The following is a 20,177-nucleotide window of genomic DNA, read 5'->3' on the forward strand; positions in this document are numbered from 1 at the left end:
TGTGTATAAGAGACAGGCTCGGGGGGATCAGGGGCTGGCGTCCCAGGCGCCGGCGCCCGCCTTCAGCTCGGCGGCGACCTCGTCGACGGTCGTGATCCTCGTGACCATGGCCAGGAAGTTGTCGAGCATGAAGCGGTGGGTCTCGGCGGAGGCGCCCGCGGTGGCGTCCTCGGGCAGCACCACGTGGTAGCCGCGGTTGACCGCCTCCAGCGCGAGACCCGGGATCGCGACGTTCGTCGACACCCCGGCGACGACCACCACACGGGTGTCGGTCAGCCGCAGCATCGCGTCGAGGTCGGTGCCGTAGAACGCGGTGAGCCCCGTCGCGCGGCTGCTGACCAGGTCGCCCTCGCGGGGGGTCGCCGGTTCGGGGATCTCGACGTCCACGCTGCCGGCGATCATCGTCCGGCGCTTGATCGCCATCGCGGACAGCGCCGAGTTCGCGCGCAGGCCGACCAGGTCCGGCCGGTGCTCGATGATGGCGTGCACCACCGGCAGGCCGGCGGCGCGGAACGCCTCCGCGAGCGCGCCGATGCGGGCGCCGACACCCCGCGACTCGGCCTGTTCGGCGAGCGCCGGCAGCCGGCTCACCGCCGGATCGACGATGCCGCGTTGGAACTCGCTGATGACCAGCGCCGGCCGGCCGATGATGAGCATGCTGATCGTCCTCTCCGCAGGAACTTCGGGGCCTCGCGCCCGCTCGACTGTTCAGACGCCGATGCGCCGGCGCAGGTCGGGCAGGGCGACCTTGCCCATCGCGTTGCGCGGCAGCGCCTCGACGATCTCGAGCCGCTCCGGGAGCTTGCGCTTGTTCAGGCCGCCGGCGAGCAGGTACTCGCACAGCTGCGAAAGCGTCGGCGGCGCGGCGGCGTCCGCGGGCACGACCACGGCGCAGACCCGTTCCCCCGTCACCGGATCCGGCACGCCGAGCACCGCCACGTCGGCGACCCCGGGATGCGCGGCCAGCGGCTCGGCGACCTCCCGGGCGGAGATGTTCTCCATGTTCCGGATGATCACCTCCTTGAGGCGGCCGGTGACGGTGAGGTAGGACCGTTCGTCGACGAAGCCGAGGTCGCCGGTGCGGAAGAAGCCGTCGGCGTCGAACGCCTCGGCGTCTCCGGCGGCGTCGACGTAGCCGAGCATGAGCTGCGGGCCGCGGACCCGGATCTCCCCGGGCTCCCCGGGGTCGGCGCGGGATCCGTCGCCGCGCACGATGACGACCTCGGCGCCCTCGCCGGGTGGGCCCTCGGTGCTCGCGTGGTCGGCGTCGGCGTCGTCCGCCCGCCCCCAGCAGACATAGGGGCATTCGGTCATCCCGTAGCCGGAGACGACGCCCACCCCGCCGAGGGTGTCGCGGACCTCGGTGTGCAGGCTCGCCGGGCGAGGGGAGCCGCCGCAGAGGAACACCCGCGCCTGCGGAAACAGCCGCACGTCTCCGGCGGCGGCCTGCCGGGCCAGGTACGCCCGGATGAACGGCACCCCGGACCCGACGATCGTCACGCCCTGGGCGGCCAGCAGGTCCGGCGTGCTCGCCGGGTCGAACACCTCGGCGGTCACCAGCGAGCTGCCGCAGCGCAGCGCCGTGACGAGATGGGCGAGCCCGCCGATGTGGGCGACCGGCGCCAGCATTGCGACCCGGTCGGTGGCCGTCACCGCCAGCGCGTCGCTGAACGTGGTGGACGCGGCGAGCAGCGCCCGGTCGGTGTGCCGGGCGCCCTTGGGCGCCGAGGTGGTGCCCGAGGTGTAGAGCAGCCAGCGCACCGGCGCCGCCGCCGGCTGCCCGGACCCGTCTGCGCGGCCGGATCCGTCCGCTGGGTCCGGGGGGAGGCCGGCGGGGTCGGCGTCGGTCAGCTCGGCCGCGTCGGCCACGTCGAGGCCGGGGACCTCGGCGGCGACGGCGTGGGCCATGGCGAGGTGGTCGAACCCACGGAAGCTGGCCGCGACGACGAGCAGCCGGGTGCCGGCCTGCCGGGTGATGAACCCGACCTCCCGCTCGCGCAGCATCGTCACCAGCGGATTCTGGACCGCGCCGAGCCGGCTGAGCGCCGCGGCGAGCACCATCGTCGAGATCCGGTTCGGCAGCTGCCAGGAGACGACGTCGTCACGGCGGATGCCGCGCGCCGCCAGCCCCGCGGCGAGCCGCTCGGCCCGGTCGCGGAACTGCGCGAACGTGACCCGGTCCCCGCCCGCGTCCACCGCGAGCAGGGCGTCGGGTGCCAGCGCGGCCCGCGTGCGGGCGAGCTCCCACAGCGACGCCGCCCCCGCACCCGTCGACGCCTGCGCGGCGGAGGCCGGGGCGGGCACTGCGCCAGACGTCGGGGTCGACGTCGGGCTCACGGGGTTTCGGGCGCGGAGAGCTCCGCCCGCAGCTCCCGCTTGAGGATCTTGCCGGCGGGGCCGAGGGGCATCTCCGGGCGGAACGCGAAGCCACGCGGCTGCTTGTAGCCGGCGAGCTGCTCGCGGGCGAGGGTGCGCAGCTGCGCCTCCAGGTCCTCGGTGGTGATCTCGCCCTTGGGCACGACGACCGCGATCGGGGTCTCGCCCCACTCCGGGTGCGCGACGCCGACGACGGCCACCAGGTCGACGTTCGGGTGCGCGCCGAGTACACGCTCGATCTCGGCCGGGTACACGTTGAACCCACCGGAGATGATCATGTCGATCTTCCGGCCGGCGATGTGCAGGTAGCCGCGCTCGTCGAGGCGGCCCAGGTCACCGGTCCACAGGCCGTCGGGCCGGAAGGTCTCGGCGTTGGCCTCGGGCCGGTTCCAGTAGCCGCGGGCGACCGAGTCGGCCTTGACGACGATCTCGCCGACCTCGCCTCGCGGCAGGTCAGCGCCGTCGTCGCCGACGATGCGGATCTCGGCGTGCGGCGTCTCCTTGCCGCAGGAGGTGCGCAGCGCATCGTCTCCGGCGAAGATCGCCTGGTGGTCCTCGGGGGTGAGGATCGTGACCTGCCCGCCAGCCTCGGTGGAGCCGTAGCGTTGCTGCAGGTCGCAGCCGAGCTTGCGGGCCGCCTCCTCGGCGAGGCCGGGCGGGGCGGGCGCCGAGCCGTAGCTGATCCGTCGCAGGCTGGACACGTCGATGCCGGGCCGGTTGTCGAGCTCGCGCAGCGTACGGATCAGCATGGTCGGGATGAACGTGGTCATCGTGACCTTCCACCGCTCGATCGTCTCCAGCACGGCGACGGGGTCGAAGCGGGGATGGATGACCATCGTCTGGCCCAGGTACATCCAGGACAGCGTCCGGATCATCCCGCCCGCGGTGTAGAACGGGGTGGTCGCCAGGAAGACGTCGTCGTGGCGGGACTCGGTGGAGATCGTGGTGTCGAGCACCTGGGAGAGCAGGGTGCGGTGCTCGTGCACCACGGCCTTGGGCCGGCCGGTCGTCCCGCTGGTGTAGAGCAGCAGGTGGATGTCGCTGTCGATGAGGTCAGCCGGGGTGGGGTCGACGTCGCGGCCCGCCGCCAGCGCCTTGGCGTAGTTCACGCCGACCGAGTCGCCGCCGATCTCGACGACGGTGTCCAGGGCGGCCAGCGGCGCCCCCGGCCCGTCGACGTGGTCGGTGTGGACGATGGCCGCCCGCGCCCCGCTGTCGGACAGGACGTAGTCGACCTCCGGCTCGGAGAGCCGGATGTTGATCGGCACGAGCACGAGGCCCGCCTTGGCGAGCCCGTAGGTGATCTCCGGCCATTCCGGGGTGTTGCGCGCGCAGACGGCGACCCGGTCGCCCTTCACCAGCCCCCGCCCGAGCAGGTAGGTGGCGATGCGGTTGGCGCGCTGGTCCAGCGACCGCCAGGACAGCTCGGTGTCCTCGTACACCACCGCAGCCTTGTCGGGGTAGCGGCGGGCATTGCGCCGGGCTATGTCACCGATCAGCATCGTTCCTCGCAACTCGGGCGGGCGGAGCCGACCGGCGCCGACGCGAGGTCGGGCCGGGGGGCGCCGGGATTCGGATCAGAAAGGACGGCCTGGGCCTGCTCAGATCAGGAAGGACATCGTGGGGATGGGGCCGCCGGCGTTGACCAGGTGAACGGTCTTGGCGGCGAGCTTGAGGTCCCCGCCCCGCGCCCGGATCCGGTACTCGTAGCGGCCGGCCCAGACGGTCAGGTCGAACCGGTACTCGTAGATCACGAAGTTGGCGGCCAGGGTCGTCGTGTCGGAGTCCTGGGCGACGACCTCCAGGTTCGTGATCAGTCGGCGCAGCACCGACGGCGGGGTCTGGGAGTGCCGGTTGCCGGAGTTGAGCTGCGCGACCCGGCTGCGGATCCGGCGGCGGTTGTCGTAGATGTAGGAGACGTTGACCCTCGGGTCGTGGTCGGGGTGCATCGGCACCCAGTACTTGGCGTCGTCGTCCCACAGCGCCTCCCACTGCGAGTACCGCGCCTCGTCGGCGAGGCGGGCCTCGGTGTAGACGAAGGAGGCCAGAGCTGGGTCGACGCCGGCGGCGGGCACGGCACCGGCGGGCACCGCGGCGGCGGCACCGAGACTGGTGAGGTCAGACATGTGGACGGGCTCCCTGCGGTTGCGGACGGCTGCGGAGAGGCGGGGGACGCCCCTGGTCAGGCGCCGGGGGCGGCGGTCCCGGTGAGCACCTGCGTCCAGTGCTTCCACCAGCCGCGCTGCGGCGTCTCGGCCGACTTGTCGTGGTTGACGATGCCGGTCTCGTCGGTGATGTCGGACTCCTCGCCGCGGCGGAGCACGACCCACTCGGGCGAGCCCGCCGCGAGGCCGAGCTGGTTGCGGGCGCCGATCTCGCCGTCGTCGGCGATGAGGAACCCGGCCGGACCCATCGCGCCCTCGCTGCGGCGCAGGGTCTTCTCGTTGACCTCGTCCGCGCCCGGGATCAGGGCGGGCGTGGTGTAGGCGATCGCCCGGCCCGGACCCAGCGGCTCCACCGTCATGACGTTCATCTCGGCGAGGAACAGGTTCGGGAAGATCAGTGTGTGCGGGGGACCGACGACGAACGCCCGGTGGGTGTCCTCCGGCCCGCGCGCGGCCTCCATCGCGGCCACGTACCGGGGCAGCTTCTCCCGGCGGATCCGGCCGAACCAGATGAACTCCTCGTCGAGGCGGCTGTACTCCTTGGCGTAGTCGATCTCGGAGTGGCCGTTGCCGAGGTCGCGGACGTACACCTCGACCTTGGACGGGACGTGGGAGACTTTCGCCGGCTTCACCGCGTCGTACACGGAGGCATGGGTGAACAGCGCGTGGTAGCCGTCCACGTTGTTCTCCATGACCATCTTCCAGTTGCAGCGCATGTCGTGCTTCATCCAGCCGGCGCGCAGGTTCAGCTCCCCGGTGGGAGACACCGCCAGCAGCCGGTCGATGGCGGTCGTCGACCGGCCGAGATGCTCGAGCAGGGTGATCGCCGGCTGGTTCAGCGAGGCGAAGACGAAGCCGCCGTAGCTGTCGACGGCCGCGGCCGGGGCGAGCCCCATGGCGTCGCGCACCTCGTGGAAGCTCGACCCGTAGCCGTCGCGCATCGGGACGCCGGCGAGGCGGCCGTCATTGCTGAACGTCCAGCCGTGGTAAGGGCAGCGGAACGACGAGCTGTTGCCGGCGTCGGCGTTGCACAGCCGGTTGCCGCGGTGCGTGCAGCGGTTGGCCAGGACGCGGACCTCGCCGTCCTTGCCCCGCACGACGATCCACGGCTCACCGGCGATGCGGCGGGTGACGTAGTCGCCCGGCTCGGGGACCTCGCTGACGTGGGCGACGAACACCCAGCCGTTGCGGAAGATCCGGTCCATCTCCTGGTCGTACACCTCCTGGGAGGTGTAGACGGAACCATGGACGCGGTCGGGTTCGACGAGCGCGGCGACGTCCACCTGGCCGGCGTGCGCCGACGTGTCCAGCTCGGTCATGGGGAGACCTCCGGTTCGGATGAGGTGTGCGCCGCGGCCGGGAGACCTGCCGCGGATGGGTCGGGTGCGGTGATGGTGCCGGATGTCGTGGGGGAGCCGGGGGCGGCGTCGGCGCCGGCCGGGTCGAGGGACGCGGCGGGCACCGCGACGCCGCCGACGCTGCGGAAGCCGATGGTGACGGGCCGGCCGATCACGGGGGCGGACCCGGCGGCGGTGAGCGTGGTCATGATCAGTCGGTGCCCGCTGGCCAGCTCGATGTCCAGGACGGGGTAGGGCTCGGTCACCCGAACCAGGCCCGGCTCCCGCCGGTGCACGAGGGTGACCGCATGCACACTGCCGGCACGCTCGACCGGGCGCCAGTGGATGTCGGTGGCACCACAGCCGTCGCAGGCCCGCTGCTCCAGTTCGAGGGCCAGCCCGCAGGCCGCGCAGAACGGCAGCGTGAGCTCGCCTGCGGCGGCGCCGGCGTACAGCGGGGCGAGCGACCCGTCGGCCAGCGGCGCCAGCGCCGCATCGACCAGCCAGTCCTCCGCCTGCACCTGCGCCTGCGCTGTGGTGACGGCGGCGGGGCTGGCGGCCTCGGCGGGGCTGGCGGGGCTGGCGGTGTTCGGGCTCATCGGGACGGCTCCAGGTCGAGGATCAGGCAGGCGTGGTGGTCGACCCGGCCGCCGATGCCGCCGACGAGCGCGGTGCTCGCGCCGGGCACCTGGCGCGCCCCGCCGGCGCCGCGGAGCTGCACCACGGCCTCGGCCAGCGGCGTCATCCCCTGCAGGTAGAACCCGGAGAGCTGGCCGCCGCCGGTGTTGACCGGCAGGTCGCCGCCGGGGGCGGTGGCGCCGGAGCGGACCACCTTGCCCGCCTGCCCGGGCTCGACCAGGCCGTACTCCTCCAGCAGCAGCAGGGTCACCACGCTGAACGGGTCGTAGAGCTCGATGACGTCGAGGTCGGAGCGGGTGAGCCCGGCCATCGCCAGTGCGCCGTCGACGGCGGCCCGACCGCCGCCGAACCAGGACTCGCCCGGGGCGCGCCGCCGGCGCATCGGGTGCGCCTGGCCCATCCCGCGGACGTGGACGCGCGGGGCCTGGCCGGGCGTGGCCTCGCCGCTGACCACGAGGGCGACCGCGCCGTTGACGGGCCGTGCGCAGTCGAGCACGCGTAGCGGGGCGGAGACCATCCGGCTGGCGAAGTAGCCCTCGGCGTCCAGCGGCTTGCGCACGACCGCGTCCGGGTTACCCAACGCCCAGGCGCGGGTCGACACGGCCACGGCGCACAGGTCCTCGGGGTCGCCGCCGGACACCGCGAAGTAGCGCGAGGCGAGTAGGGCGTAGGTGGGGACCGAGCCGAGCACCCCACTGGCCCGTTCCAGCCCGCGGGCCCCGTCGTTGCCGCCGCTGTGGGCGTAGGTCGACCCGGAGGTGCCGCCCGCGCGCAGCGGTGCGTCGGCGAAGACGCAGATCACGGTGCGGGCCAGGCCCGCCCGAATGGCGAGCACCGCCCGCTGGATCATCGCGGCTGCGGTGGCGCCCTTGATCTCGACATGCTCGAGCAGGCGCAGGTCACCGAGCCCGCCCTGGCGGGCCAGGGCCACGCCCAGCCGGTCGGGGCGGACCCCCTGGCTGGAGTTGACGAGCAGGCCGTCGACGTCACCGCGGGTGAGCCCGGCGTCGGCGAGTGCGCTCGCGACGGCCTCGATGGCGAGGTCGACGGGCACGCCGCCGGCCGAAAGAGACATGGGTGTCAGACCGAGTCCGACGACCGCAGGCTCCAGGGGCGAGGCCATCAGCTCTGGGCTCCCGGACCCGTGAGCGCTGAACGCCGCACGGGGTTGCGTTCCTCTCGGTAGGCGCCCACGCGCAGCCAGTCCAGGCGGTCCTCGGGCGCGGCCAGGCACAGGCTCGCCAGCTCGATCGGGGACAGCAGGATCGACGCGCCGGTCTCGATGTCCTCGACCAGCAATCGGGGGGAGTTTCCGCGGCGGTCGACCGAAACCCGCACGGCGGCGAACTCGTTGGACACCTCGGCGGACTCCAGGTGGTCGCGGTGCGGCCGGCTCACCGATTTCCTCCTTGGGACGGCCGCCCGCCGGTGGTACCGGTCACGGGCGGGCGTGCTCCGGAGGATCTGGTGGAGGCGGGACGGTTCATGGCCCTAGGGTATACTCACTGTCAGAAACGGTGCTGGACTCACGCTCGATCCCGCCGTCTGCGCCGTCCGCTGCCCAGGGGCGTTCGCCGGACCGGGTCGTGACCCGGCCGCGGGACCTCGCCTACCCGCCGAGGTCCAGCGTTCCCGCCGACCCGAGGGATGGATCATGGCTGCTCCCCCGCCCGCTCAGCTCACCCACGTCGGTCTGTACGTCAATGACGTGGACCGCATGGTCAACTTCTACTCGGAGTTGCTCGGCCTGCTCGTCATCGACCAGGGCGACTTCCTGGGCCGCCGGCTGACCTTCCTCAGCCGCCGCGCGGACGAGCACCACCAGCTCGTGCTCGTCTCCGGGCGCAAGGTCCCCGAGGGTGAGATCGCTCTACTCAGCCAGGTCTCCTTCCGTCTCACCGACGACGACCTCACCTCGCTGCGCTGGTTCCACGACAAGGCCCTGGAGCTCGGCGCGACCGGGATGGAGGGTCGTAACCACGGCAACAGTTGGAGCATCTACTTCCTGGACCCGGAAGGGAACCGGTTGGAGCTCTACACCCCGACGCCGTGGTACGTCAGCCAGCCCTGGCGGGTCGCGCTGGACCTGGCCGACACCGACGAGGTGATCCGGGAGAAGACCCAGGCCCTCATCGAGGAGACGGCCACCTGGTCCCCGGTGGAGACGTGGAGTGCGTCGGTGGCGGAGCGCCTGCGCGCCGCCGAGAGCGACTGACCGGCTCCCGCCCCGGGGCGGCCCGCGCACGGGGAGTCCACCCGTGCCGGGGCTCGCCCCGCGCCCGACGAGTCATCTGAGCCCGACGAGTCATCCGACCCGACGAACGAGGATCGTGAGCAGCGCATGACCGACGAGGTCCCCTACCGCAGCATCTGGACGTACCTGCGGGACGTGCCGTTCCGCCAGGACTGGATCGACATCGACGGGGTGTCCACCCGCTACGTCGAGGCCGGTTCCCCCGACGCCCCGGTCGTGCTCATGCTGCACGGCACCGGGGGGCACTGGGAGACCTTCGCGCCCACCATCGGCCCGCTGAGCAAGCACTTTCGCTGCATCGCGCTGGACATGGTCGGTAACGGCTTCTCCAGCAAGCCGGACTACGACTACGAGATCGCCGTCTACGAGCGCCATCTGCTCGGCCTGCTCGACGCGCTCGGGGTGCAGACCACACACATCATCGGCATGTCGTTGGGAGCATGGGTCGCCGCCCGGCTCGCCATCGACGAACCGGACCGGGTCCGCAAGCTGATCCTGATGTCGCCCGCGGGCCTCATCGCGACCGCGTCGAACATGGCCCGCATCCGGGCCGAGCGCACCGCCGCCGTGGACAACCCCACCTGGGAGTCCACCAAGGCGATGTTCAACCACCTGATCGCCGACGAGGCCAACCGGCTGCCCGACGTCATCGCCCTGCGCCAGGCGATCTACCGGCTGCCGGAGACGCGCAAGGTCATCGACCACGTGCTGATCCTGCAGGACCCCGACGCCCGCGAGCGCAACCTCATCCCGCCGGACCAGTGGTCGCGCATCGCCGCCCCGACGCTCGTCGTCGCCTCCGGCAAGGACTTCGGCGAGTACCAGAACACCGCCCGCCAGGTCGCCCGGCTGATCCCGGACTCCCAGGTCCTGGAGATGCCCGAGGTCAAGCACTGGCCGCACTTCGAGGACCCGGAGCTGTTCAACCCGGCGGCGCTGGCGTTCCTGCTGGGTGGGCAGAGCGAGTCCGGGAACGCATGACGCTCGATCCCGAACTCGTCGAGGACGCCGCCGCGCGCCTCGACGAGGCCGAGCGCACGCTGACCCCGATCCCGCAGCTGTCCCTGCAGTACCCGGACATGACGATCGAGGACGCCTACGCAGTCCAGCGCGCCTGGACCGAACGTAAGCTGGCCGCCGGCCGCGAGCTGCGCGGGCGCAAGATCGGCCTGACGTCGCGGGCGATGCAGCAGGCCGTCTCGATCACCGAGCCGGACTACGGCGCGATCTACGACGACATGTTCTTCGACGACTCCGGGGTCGTGCCCGCGGGCCGGTTCATCCGCCCGCGGGTCGAGGTCGAACTCGCCTTCGTGCTCGCCGAGCCGCTGTCCGGCCCGGGGGTCACGATCTACGACGTGCTTGACGCGACCCGCTACGTCACCCCGGCACTGGAGATCCTCGACGCCCGGGTGCAGATGAGCGACCCGGCGACCGGGCATCTGCGCACCATCGTCGACACCATCTCCGACAACGCCGCCGACGCGGGGATCGTGCTCGGCGGGCGCGCCGTGCGCCCCGACGAGGTGGACCTGCGCTGGGTGTCGGCGCTGCTGTACCGCAACGAGACGATCGAGGAGTCCGGGGTCGCGGCGGCGGTGCTGAACCATCCGGCGAACGGCGTCGCGTGGCTGGCGAACAAGCTCGCCCCGTACAAGGTGGGTCTCGAACCGGGCCAGGTGATTTTGGCGGGTTCGTTCACCCGGCCGGTGTTCGCCCGCTCGGGCGACACCTTCCACGCCGACTACGGCCCGCTGGGCGCCATCACCTGCCGTTTCGCCTGAGCGAGCAGACAGGCGGGCGTGCGGGCGTGACCAGCGGGGCCTTCCGGCGCCGGCTGCGCGATCACCGGCCGGCGATCGGCATGTGGGTGGCCAGCGGCAATCCCTACAACGCCGAGATCTGCGCCGGTGGCGGCCTGGACTGGCTGCTCATCGACGGTGAGCACGCCCCGAACGACGTGCGTAGCCTTCTCGCCCAGCTGCAGGCCGTCGCCCCGTACCCGGTCGCCCCGGTCGTGCGCCCGCCGACCGACGACCCCGTGCTCATCAAGCAGCTGCTCGACATCGGCGCCGAGAACCTGCTGCTGCCGATGGTGGAGTCCGCCGAGCAGGCTGCGGCGATCGTCGCGGCCACCCGCTACCCACCCGCCGGGATCCGCGGCGTCGGCAGTGCGTTCGCCCGGGTGTCCCGGTGGACCCGGGTCGAGGGGTACCTGCACCGCGCCGACGACGAGATCTGCGTGATGGTCCAGATCGAGTCCGCGGCCGGCCTCGCCGAGTGCGCGGCGATCGCCGCCGTCGACGGCGTCGACGGGGTCTTCTTCGGCCCCGCGGACCTCGCCGCGTCCCTCGGGCATCTGGGCCGCCCCGACCACCCCGACGTCGTCGAGGCGATCACGTCGGCGGTCGCGGTAGTCAACGCGGCGGGCAAGGCGGCCGGGGTGAACGCGTTCGCCGAGCCGCTGGCGCGGCGGTACCTCTCCCTCGGTGTTCGGTTCATCCTGGTGGGGGCGGACGTGACCCTGCTGGCCCGCGGCAGCGAGGAGCTGGCCGCGCGGTACCGCGATGTCGCGGAGAAGATCGACCCACCCCCGACCTCAGGACCACCCCTGACCTCAGGCCCACCCCCTGCCTCAGGCTCAACCCCGAACTCAGGGAGCGCGACGCTGTGACCACCACGGTAACGATGCGCATCGGCGCCGAGCGGCGCACGGGCGCGACGACCTTCGACTCGATCGACCCCTACACCGGCGAGCCGTGGGCCACGGTCGCCGAGGCGAGTCGCGCTGACGTCGACGACGCGGTCGCCGCCGCGCGGGCGGCCTTCGACGGCGGGGAGTGGAGCAAGCTGTCGGGCCGGGAGCGGGGCCGGCTGATGCGCCGCCTCGCGGTCGTCATCGAGGAGCACGCCGACGAGCTCGGCCTCGCCGAGACCCGCGACAACGGCAAGCTGCTGCGGGAGATGGGCGGGCAGGTCCGCAGCCTGTCCGCCTGGTACGAGTACTACGCCGGCCTGGCCGACAAGATCGACGGACGGGTCGTCGACACGGGTCGCCCGGACTACTTCGGCTTCGTCACCCGCGAGCCGATCGGTGTCGTCGCCGCAGTACTGCCGTGGAACTCCCCGCTGCTGCTGCTCACCTTCAAGATCGCCCCCGCGCTGGCGGCGGGCTGCACCATCGTCGCGAAACCGTCCGAGCAGGCCCCGGTGTCGATCCTGAAGTTCGCCGACCTGTTCGAGGAGGCGGGGTTCCCGCCCGGTGTGTTCAACACCGTCAGCGGCGCCTCCCGCGAGGTGGGGGAGTGGCTGGTCGGCCATCCGGGTGTCGACCGGGTGTCGTTCACCGGCTCGGAGATCACCGGGGCGGCGGTGGCCGCCGCGGCGGCGAAGCACCTCGCCCCGGTCACCCTCGAGCTCGGTGGTAAGTCGGCAAACATCGTCTTCCCCGACGCGGACCTGGCTGCCGCATCCAACGGCCTGATCGCCGGTATTTTCGCTGCCGCCGGTCAGACCTGCATCGCGGGTTCGCGGGCGCTCGTGCACGCCGACGTCTACGAGGAGGTCGTCGCCCGAGTCGCCGAGCGGGCCGCTCGGATCCGTCTCGGTGACCCGAAGGACCCGGAGACCGAGATGGGCCCGATCTGCTTCCCCGGGCAGCACGCAAAGATCCGCCGCTTCGTGGCGCAGGCCAAGGAGCAGGGTGCCGACATCGTCGGCGGGGGCGGCGACGGCGGGCTCGGGGGCCTGTTCTTCGAGCCGACCATCGTCGCGAACGTCACCAACGACGCCATGGTCTGCCAGGAGGAGATCTTCGGCCCTGTGCTGAGTGTGCTGCGCTTCTCCTCCGAGGAGGAGGCGATCGCCATCGCCAACGACTCGCGCTACGGCCTCGCCGCCGGCATCTGGACCGCCGACATCCGCCGCGCCTTCCGCATGACCAAGGCGCTGCGGGTCGGCACCGTGTGGGTCAACGCCTACCGGACGCTGAACTATGCGATGCCCTTCGGTGGCATCAAGAGCAGCGGGTTCGGCCGCGAGAACGGCACCGAGGGACTGCACGAGTACCTGCAGGAGAAGGCCGTCTGGATCGAGACGACGGGCGCCACCCGCGACCCGTTCGTCCTCGGCTGAGAGGCGCTCGCCGTGACCGAGACCCCCGACCCGACCGCGCTGCCCGAGGCCGCCCCACTGCCTACCGCCCCACTGCCTACCGCCGCACTGGCTGATACCGCCGCACTGTCCGATGCCGCAGCCGTCCCGGCACCGAGGCGGGCTGCGGCGCCGACGAGCGGCGCGGTAGTCGGCAAGCCCTTGGCGGGAATCACCGTGGTGTCCATCGAGCAGGCCGTGGCGGCCCCGTTCGCCACTCGCCAACTCGCTGACCTCGGGGCCCGGGTGATCAAGATTGAGCGACCGGGGGCCGGGGATTTCGCCCGCGGCTACGACGAGACCGTCAAGGGCCTGGCCAGCTACTTCGTCTGGTTGAACCGGGCGAAGGAGTCGTTGACCCTCGACCTCAAGCAACCCGAGGCCCGCGAGGTGCTGGCCGGTCTGCTGGCCGGGGCCGACGTCTTCGTGCAGAATCTCGCCCCCGGCGCCGCGGCCCGCCTGGGCCTGGATGCGGCGACGCTGCGGACCCGCGATCCACGGATGATCGTCTGCGACATCTCCGGCTACGGCTCGGCCGGCCCGCTGCGCGACAAGAAGGCCTACGACCTGCTGATTCAGTGCGAGACCGGGCTGCTGTCGGTCACCGGTGCGCCCGACGCACCGGCCAAGGTCGGCATCTCCGTCGCCGACATCTCCGCCGGCATGTACGCCTACACGGCGGTCCTCACCGCGCTGTTCATGCGGGAGCGCACGGGGGAGGGCGCCGCGCTCGAGGTGTCGCTGTTCGACTCGCTCACCGAGTGGATGGCCCAGCCGATGTACTACGCCATGTACACCGGCGTTCCCCCGGCCCGCACCGGTACCAGCCATGCCTCCATCGCCCCCTATGGCGGCTTCCGGACCGGCGACGGCGGCAGCGTGCAGCTCGGCGTGCAGAACGAGCGGGAGTGGCGGCGGTTCTGCGAGGAGGTGCTGCGCCGGCCCGAGCTGCTGGCCGACCCTCGGTACGCGACGAACGCGGGCCGTGTCCGCCACCGTGACGCGCTGACCGCCGACGTCGAGGCGGCCCTCGCCGCGGTCACCACCGAGCAGACCCTCGCCCGGCTGGACGAGGCGGGCATCGCCAACGGCCGGATCAACACCATCGGTGACCTGCTCGCACATCCCCAGCTCGACGTGGGCGACCGCTGGCGGGAGGTGGACTCGCCGGTCGGCCCGTTGCGCGCGGTGCGCCCGCCTGTCCGCATCAGCGGGGTGGACCCGGTCATGGGCGCCGTGCCGGCCGTCGGCGAGCACACCGATGCGCTGCTCGCCGAGCTCGGCTACGATCCCGCCGACACAGCCCGCCTGCGCGCGGCCGGCGCCGTCTGACCCGCTCGGCGACCAGCCGGTGCTGTCGGGACCCGCCCAGCGACCCGCCATCGTCGTCTGACTAGCTGGGCGGCGGCCCGTCGCTGCCGCCCTGGCGCACTCCTCGACCCCGCCGGCACCGTCTGACTCGACGCGCTGCTCGTTGGCGCGGTCCGAGGGAGACTCGGTGGCTCGTCGGCGCCGTACGACTCGACGGAGCCGGTCTCGCCTGCCCGGTGCGTCGCTGGTGCCTTGCGCGGACCCGCGCGGAGATCCCGCGCGGGCGGACCCGTGGCGTGCCTGCGTGTGACCAGGGCCGCCCGGGGCGGACTCGGTCTTGACACGGATACTTGTCGCTGTGGCTGGCTGTTCGCTGACCAATCCTGCCTCACCATATTTCCAAAAGGAGAGACGCCTCTTCTTCCTGGCAGGTGCGCCCTTCTTGTCGTCGAGGTCTCACCACGTTACTGGGAATCGGGAGTTTTTCCTGGCGTGTCGTGACCCTTGCTTGGGGGTGGGCGTGATGGCGACGTTCATGAGGTATCGGAGCACGCTCACGTCCGCTACGTCAAGTCCGGCCGAATCGGCTCCGTCGCCCTTAGCGGAACTGCAGGAGAAATCAAGCGAGGACGATCGCGGGTAACACTCCAGGTCCGTCGCTGTCTGCGCTCCCGGCGGCCGCGGGGACAGCCGTGTCCAGACGCCGCGGCGGGGACGGTCGGTCCGCACCGTCGCTGAGGATCGCAGCCTTCGGACGTCCGCGCCAGCTCGCAGGCCTCCGCCAAACACCTTCTGGGGTAGGGACTCGTCCCGCCCTCGGTTCCTGCGGGTCGGACTACTCCGAGGTCTCCTCGGGGCCGGCGGCGCCGCGCGGCGGGCGGGCCGGCGGTCTCCCGTGGATCGGCTGGGGCGTAGATCTAGGTGTTGTGGCACCATGCCGATCCTCGTCGCGAACATATCCTCGAAATAGTTACCGATGCGAACATTTGTTCGACATTGGGTTCGTGTTCGCCTAGGCTTTTCGCATGGTCTCGAATCCTGAGTCTCCGAGCCGGAAGCATGTGCTGGTCGACGAGTTGGCCGCGGTGTCAGCGCGGATAGATGCAATGGTCGACGGTCCGGCGTGGTCGATGTCCGACGCGGGCCTGCTGGAATTTCTGCTGGATTGTTCGGTCGTGTTGACGCGCCTGGCGGCCGTTCGCCTTCAGATTGTCGCCGAGGTGCATGGCCGAGATCTGGCGCGGCGTGCGGGTGCGAGCGGCACGGTGGCGCTGCTGCGCGAACGACTGCGGGTCCGCGCAGTGGATGCCAACCGTCTGGTCGATGTCGCGGTGGCTGTGGACGGTCCCTTGGCGGCGACGGGGGAGCGGCTGGCCGCGGGGGAGATCAGCGTGGAGCAGGCTCAGGTGATCGTGGCGGGTATGCGCTCGTTGCCGGCTACGGTCACCGCGGACGTGCGCCGCCAGGCCGAGGCGTTTCTACTGCGCCAGGCCGACGAGTTCGACCCGACCGCCCTGGCCCGTCTGGCCCGCCACCTCCGGGAGACCTTGACCCGGGTGGATTCCAGCCCCGGCGGCGATCCGCCCGACCCGGCTTCCGGCGGTGGCAGCGAGGGTGGTGGCTCAAGTCGCGGTGGTGAGCCCGGCGACGGGGAGTCTGGCCGCGACGGCGTGAGTGACGGTCAGTCCGGCGCCTCCGACGATGCCGCCGCTGCGAGCGGGGAGGACCCGGCAGGGCGGCGAGAGCTGTGGATCTCCGAGTTGCCGGACGGGATGACTCGCATCAGCGGCGAGCTTGACCCCGAAGCCGCCGCCCTGCTCCGTGCCGCGCTGGACCCGCTCGCGGCGCCGCGCCCGGCCGTCGACGGTGCGCTCGACCCGCGCAGTCCCGCCCGGCGGCGCGCCGACGCCCTCGTGGATCTGCTCGACCACACCCTCGACGCCGCCGTGCTGCCTGTCGGCGGCGGCGTCCGCCCGCATCTGACCGTGACGATCCCCTGGTCGGCACTGCTTGGACGCTCCGGTCTGCCGGCGACGACCGGCTGGGGGCAGCCCCTGCCCCGCGAGGTCCTACGTCGTCTGGCCTGCGACGCTTCGGTCGGCCGCATCATCCTCGACCCAGCCGGCGTTCCCCTCGAGGTCGGTCGAACCCAACGCACCGTCACCGCCGACATCCGCCGGGCACTGGTCGCTCGCGACAACGGCTGTGCTTTCCCAGGTTGCGATCGCCCGGCGGGGTGGACCGAGGCGCATCACATTCGGCATTGGATCGACGGGGGCAACACCTCGCTGGACAACAGCGTGCTCCTCTGTGGCCATCACCACCGGGTCATCCACCACGAGGACTGGACCGTTCAGCTCGGCCCCGACCGACGCCCCGAATTCCTGCCCCCGGCCTGGATCGACGCCAGCCGCACCCCTCGCCGAAACCCCTACTCACGTCACCCGCACGACCTGCTCTACGGCATCGCCGCCGGATGAACCTCGACATGCGCAGCCCACGTGGCTCCTGGCGGCTCGGCGGCGGCAGTCGAGGTGCGGCCGGCTGTCGCGAGCGTGCGGGATCGTGGCGCTGCCAGATCCCGCACGCTCGCCGACGGCACGAGCCGTCCACCGTGCTTCGGCCCTCAGCGCAGCGGGTTGGGACGCTGGACGAGCTGGCGAGCGATGACGTTGCGCTGGATTTCGTTGGTTCCCTCACCGACGATCATCAGAGGGGCGTCACGGAAGTAGCGCTCGACGTCGAACTCGGTCGAATAGCCGTAGCCGCCGTGGATGCGGATGGCGTCGAGCGTCACCGTCGCCGCCATCTCGGAGGCGAACAGCTTCGCCATTCCGGCCTCCATGTCGGCGCGGGCGCCGGAGTCGAACACCTCGGCCGCGTGCAGGATGAGCTGGCGGGCAGCGAGGATCTTCGTCCCCATGTCCGCCAGGTAGTTGCCGATCGACTGGTGCTCCCAGATCGGCTTGCCAAAGGTCTCTCGCTCCTGGGCGTAGCGAAGCGCGTCGTCGAAGGCCGCGCGGGCGACCCCGAGGGCGCGCGAGGCGACCTGGATCCGGCCGACCTCCAGGCCGGCCATCATCTGGTTGAAGCCCTTTCCGGTCACGCCGCCGAGGACGGCGTCGCCGGGTGCCCGGTACCCGTCGAAGTGCAGCTCGCAGGTCTCGATGCCCTTGTAACCCAGCTTGGGAAGGTCCCGGGAGACAGTGAAGCCAGGGCCGTGCTCGACGAGCAGGATGCTGATGCCGCGATGCGCCGGCTTCGCCGCGGGGTCGGTCTTGCACAGCAGCGCGATCAGGCCGGAACGCCGGGCGTTGCTGATCCACGTCTTGGTGCCGTCGACCACCCAGCCGTCGCCGTCGGGCCGAGCGACGGTGCGCAGGGCCTGCAGGTCCGAGCCGCCACCAGGTTCGGTGAGTGCCATGGTGGCGCGCAGCTCGCCGGTGGCCATCCGGGACAGGTACTTGTCCCGCTGCTCCTGGGTGCCGAAGCGCAGGAGCAGCTTGGAGACGACGGAATGGCCGCCGAATGCGCCGGCGAGGCTCATCCAGCCGCGCGACAGCTCCTCGGTCACCCGTGCGTAGCAGGACGTCGACACGCCGAAATCGCCGTAGGGCTCCGGAATCGCGAGACCGTAGACCCCCATCTCCTTCATCTGTTCGATGAGGTCCTCGGGGTAGGTGTTGGTGTGGTCGAGCTCCTGCGCGACCGGTCGGACCTTCTCATCGACGAAGGTAGCGACCAGTCGGACGATCTGCTCTTCCTCAGGGCTCAGACGGGTGGTCACACTCGACACGGCGGTCTCCTCGCCATCCGCGGGCCGCGGCGCGCCGGCCGGGCCTGGATGGTCTCGCGGGGTGGTCGGGACGGGATGGGGCCAGGCGGAGGGTCAGCGCGCGGTGAAGCGGTGCGCGGCGGGTCAGCGCGCGGCAGGGGAGTCGGGCAGCGGCGGCAGGGCCGGCGGCCGCGGGCCGTGGCCGCGTCGATAGGCCAGCAGCGTCCGGCGAAAACTGATCACCTCGTCGCCGTCCTGGTTGTAACCGTGGGTACGGACCTCCACCACCCCGACGTCCGGCCGGGACTTGCTCGGCCGCAGCCCGAGCACGATCGAACGGGAGTAGACCGTGTCACCCTCGAAGACCGGGTGGGGAAGGCGCACCTCGTCCCAACCCAGGTTGGCCATCACGTTCTGCGAGACGTCGGTGACACTCTGGCCGGTGACGAGGGCGAGGGTGAGAGTCGAGTTCACCAGCGTGCGGCCGAATCCCGTCTGCGCGGCATAGTGCTGGTCGAAGTGCAGGCGCGCCGTGTTCTGGGTGAGCAGCGTGAACCAGGTGTTGTCGGTCGCGGTGATCGTCCGGCCGAGCGGATGGTCGTAGACGTCGCCCACGGCGAAGTCCTCGAAGTAGCGCCCCTCCCAGCCGCGTCGCGCAACGAGCGGGGGCGTTGCCGCACCCGTCGCGCCGTTGGGGGCGGGCGTGTGGGTGCCGGACTGCGCGCGGGTGGCGTCCCCGCTGGTGGCGGGGCCGTTCGTCGGCGGGTTGGTCGGTGTGGTCATCGGTCGATCATCGATCCTCCGGCTCGGGGGTGGCGCCCGCGCCCCGTGTCGAGCCCTGTCCGCGAGCGGGCGCCCTGGCCTCCTGGTAAAGCTAGTATCTGACAAGGGCGTCACGAGATGCCAGGTGGTGGGACGGAGGCCGACGAATGGACCTTGACTTCTCGAAGGAGCAGGTCGAGTTCCGTGAGCAGGTGCGAACCTGGCTCGAGGAGAACGCCCCCCGGGAGATTCGCCCCGAGATGGGCCCGGCGATGCGTGAGTATGATCTCGCCTGGCAGCGCACCCAGTGGGAGGGCGGCTGGGCGGGTATTTCCTGGCCGCAGGAGTACGGCGGCCGCGGGCTCTCCCTGCTGCAGCAGTTGATCTGGTTCGAGGAGTACGGGCGCGCCGGGTTGCCGGGCATCGACGCCTGTTTCGTCGGCCTCAGCCACGCCGGGCCGACCCTGATGACTCGCGCGAGCGAGGAGCAGAAAACTTATCACCTGGCCCGCATCCTGCGCGGGGAGGTGATCTGGTGCCAGGGGTTCTCCGAGCCGGACGCCGGTTCCGACCTCGCCGCGCTGCGCACCCGGGCCCGCATCGAGGGCGACGAGCTCGTCGTGTCCGGGCAGAAGATCTGGACCAGCTTCGCCACTCTCGCGGACTGGCAGGAGCTGCTGGTCCGCACCGACCCCGAAGGGTCACGTCACCACGGCATCTCCTGGGTGATCTGCGACATGCACTCTCCCGGCATCGAGGTGCGCGGGATCGAGACGATCGAGGGCGGCGCCGAGTTCTGCGAGGTCTTCTACGACGACGTCCGCATCCCGCTGGAGAACGTCGTCGGGGGGCTGAACAACGGCTGGAGTGTGGCGATGTCCACGCTGTCCTTCGAGCGCGGGACCGCCTTCACCGCCAACCAGGTCCGCCTCGCCAGCACCGTGGAGAAGCTCATCGACCTCGCTAAGGAGCGCACCGGCCCCGACGGGCGGCGCCCGGCGATCGCCGACGACGAGATCGCGCGACGCCTGGCGACCGCGCGCGCCGAGGTCGCGTCGCTGCGTGCCATGACCTACGCCGGCATCTCGCGCAACATGCACCGCGACCAGCCCGGCCCCGAGGGGTCGATGGTCAAGCTGTTCTACTCCGACATCGCCAAGAAGGTGTACCGGCTGGCGTTCGACCTGCTCGGCGCCGACGCCCTGCGGTTCGTCTCGCGCTGGGAGCCGGGCGGCTGGTCCGGCAACTACCTGTACTCGTACTCGGTGTCCATCGGTGGTGGAACGTCCGAGGTCCAACGCAACATCATCGGCGATCGGGTGCTCGGCCTGCCGCGCTGAACCCGCCTCACGCGGGCGGCGCCTGCCGAGCCCACCGAATCCCCAGCAGCCATCGAAACACCCTGA

Annotated in this window: 18 protein-coding genes; 8 read left to right on the forward strand and 10 right to left on the reverse strand. The window is 71.6% G+C overall.

Translation table 11 applies throughout. The annotated features are described in order from the left end of the window. Positions 1–27: 27 nt before the first annotated feature. The 8 genes from NBZ85_RS05070 to NBZ85_RS05105 all read right to left on the reverse strand — a co-directional run bounded on the left by NBZ85_RS05070 (position 28) and on the right by NBZ85_RS05105 (position 7,915). Positions 28–657 (reverse strand): cysteine hydrolase family protein, encoded by a 630-nt coding sequence (locus NBZ85_RS05070; protein ID WP_261557434.1) that lies wholly within the window; start codon positions 655–657, stop codon positions 28–30. Positions 658–708: 51 nt separating this feature from the next. Next, the gene (locus tag NBZ85_RS05075) at positions 709–2,304 is read right to left on the reverse strand and encodes an AMP-binding protein (protein ID WP_261557436.1); all 1,596 of its coding nucleotides are present in this window, start codon (positions 2,302–2,304) and stop codon (positions 709–711) included. A 29-nt stretch (positions 2,305–2,333) separates the two neighbouring features. Further along, complete coding sequence (locus NBZ85_RS05080; RefSeq protein WP_261557438.1) at positions 2,334–3,878, reverse strand: class I adenylate-forming enzyme family protein; 1,545 nt, start codon at positions 3,876–3,878, stop codon at positions 2,334–2,336. Positions 3,879–3,977: 99 nt separating this feature from the next. Beyond that, complete coding sequence (locus NBZ85_RS05085) at positions 3,978–4,502, reverse strand: aromatic-ring-hydroxylating dioxygenase subunit beta (protein ID WP_261557441.1); 525 nt, start codon at positions 4,500–4,502, stop codon at positions 3,978–3,980. 56 nt (positions 4,503–4,558) lie between these two features. Beyond that, positions 4,559–5,860 carry an aromatic ring-hydroxylating oxygenase subunit alpha gene (locus tag NBZ85_RS05090; protein WP_261557443.1) on the reverse strand — a complete coding sequence of 434 codons (1,302 nt, stop codon included), beginning with the start codon at positions 5,858–5,860 and terminating at the stop codon, positions 4,559–4,561. Then, positions 5,857–6,477, reverse strand: a complete 621-nt coding sequence (locus NBZ85_RS05095; protein ID WP_261561561.1) for a Zn-ribbon domain-containing OB-fold protein — start codon at positions 6,475–6,477, stop codon at positions 5,857–5,859. The genes NBZ85_RS05090 and NBZ85_RS05095 overlap by 4 nt, the downstream gene beginning before the upstream one ends. Further along, positions 6,474–7,592 (reverse strand): thiolase family protein, encoded by a 1,119-nt coding sequence (locus NBZ85_RS05100; protein WP_261557445.1) that lies wholly within the window; start codon positions 7,590–7,592, stop codon positions 6,474–6,476. Before NBZ85_RS05100 ends, NBZ85_RS05095 begins: the two co-directional genes overlap by 4 nt. A 47-nt stretch (positions 7,593–7,639) precedes the next feature. Next, the gene (locus tag NBZ85_RS05105) at positions 7,640–7,915 is read right to left on the reverse strand and encodes a hypothetical protein (RefSeq protein ID WP_261557446.1); all 276 of its coding nucleotides are present in this window, start codon (positions 7,913–7,915) and stop codon (positions 7,640–7,642) included. Positions 7,916–8,171: 256 nt separating this feature from the next. On the opposite strand from NBZ85_RS05105, the gene NBZ85_RS05110 reads away from it, so the two are divergent. The 7 genes from NBZ85_RS05110 (at position 8,172) to NBZ85_RS05140 (ending at position 16,714) form a co-directional block, all read left to right on the forward strand. Then, a complete protein-coding gene (locus tag NBZ85_RS05110; RefSeq protein WP_261557448.1) occupies positions 8,172–8,732 on the forward strand; it encodes a VOC family protein in 561 nt (186 codons plus the stop codon). Between the two features lie 126 nt (positions 8,733–8,858). Beyond that, a complete protein-coding gene (locus NBZ85_RS05115; RefSeq protein ID WP_261557449.1) occupies positions 8,859–9,752 on the forward strand; it encodes an alpha/beta fold hydrolase in 894 nt (297 codons plus the stop codon). Next, the gene (hpaH, locus tag NBZ85_RS05120) at positions 9,749–10,555 is read left to right on the forward strand and encodes a 2-oxo-hept-4-ene-1,7-dioate hydratase (protein WP_261557450.1); all 807 of its coding nucleotides are present in this window, start codon (positions 9,749–9,751) and stop codon (positions 10,553–10,555) included. Before NBZ85_RS05115 ends, hpaH begins: the two co-directional genes overlap by 4 nt. A 26-nt stretch (positions 10,556–10,581) precedes the next feature. Next, on the forward strand, positions 10,582–11,445 hold the full coding sequence (locus tag NBZ85_RS05125; protein ID WP_261561562.1) for an aldolase/citrate lyase family protein: 864 nt from the start codon (positions 10,582–10,584) through the stop codon (positions 11,443–11,445). Further along, a complete protein-coding gene (locus NBZ85_RS05130) occupies positions 11,442–12,905 on the forward strand; it encodes an aldehyde dehydrogenase (protein WP_261561563.1) in 1,464 nt (487 codons plus the stop codon). Before NBZ85_RS05125 ends, NBZ85_RS05130 begins: the two co-directional genes overlap by 4 nt. A 12-nt stretch (positions 12,906–12,917) precedes the next feature. After that, a complete protein-coding gene (locus NBZ85_RS05135; protein WP_261553977.1) occupies positions 12,918–14,255 on the forward strand; it encodes a CaiB/BaiF CoA transferase family protein in 1,338 nt (445 codons plus the stop codon). A gap of 1,004 nt (positions 14,256–15,259) precedes the next feature. Beyond that, a complete protein-coding gene (locus NBZ85_RS05140; protein ID WP_261553976.1) occupies positions 15,260–16,714 on the forward strand; it encodes an HNH endonuclease signature motif containing protein in 1,455 nt (484 codons plus the stop codon). A gap of 146 nt (positions 16,715–16,860) precedes the next feature. On the opposite strand, the gene NBZ85_RS05145 is transcribed toward NBZ85_RS05140, so the two are convergent. Next, positions 16,861–18,030, reverse strand: coding sequence for an acyl-CoA dehydrogenase family protein (locus NBZ85_RS05145; protein WP_261553975.1), 1,170 nt, complete (start codon positions 18,028–18,030; stop codon positions 16,861–16,863). Between the two features lie 123 nt (positions 18,031–18,153). Continuing rightward, entirely contained in the window at positions 18,154–18,792 is a 639-nt protein-coding gene (locus tag NBZ85_RS05150; protein ID WP_261553974.1) for a MaoC family dehydratase, read from the reverse strand. Between the two features lie 146 nt (positions 18,793–18,938). On the opposite strand from NBZ85_RS05150, the gene NBZ85_RS05155 reads away from it, so the two are divergent. Then, positions 18,939–20,111, forward strand: a complete 1,173-nt coding sequence (locus NBZ85_RS05155; protein WP_261553973.1) for an acyl-CoA dehydrogenase family protein — start codon at positions 18,939–18,941, stop codon at positions 20,109–20,111. Positions 20,112–20,177 lie beyond the last annotated feature (66 nt).

Source organism: Frankia tisae, from assembly GCF_025403405.1.
GTDB classification, from domain to species: Bacteria; Actinomycetota; Actinomycetes; order Frankiales; family Frankiaceae; genus Frankia; species Frankia tisai.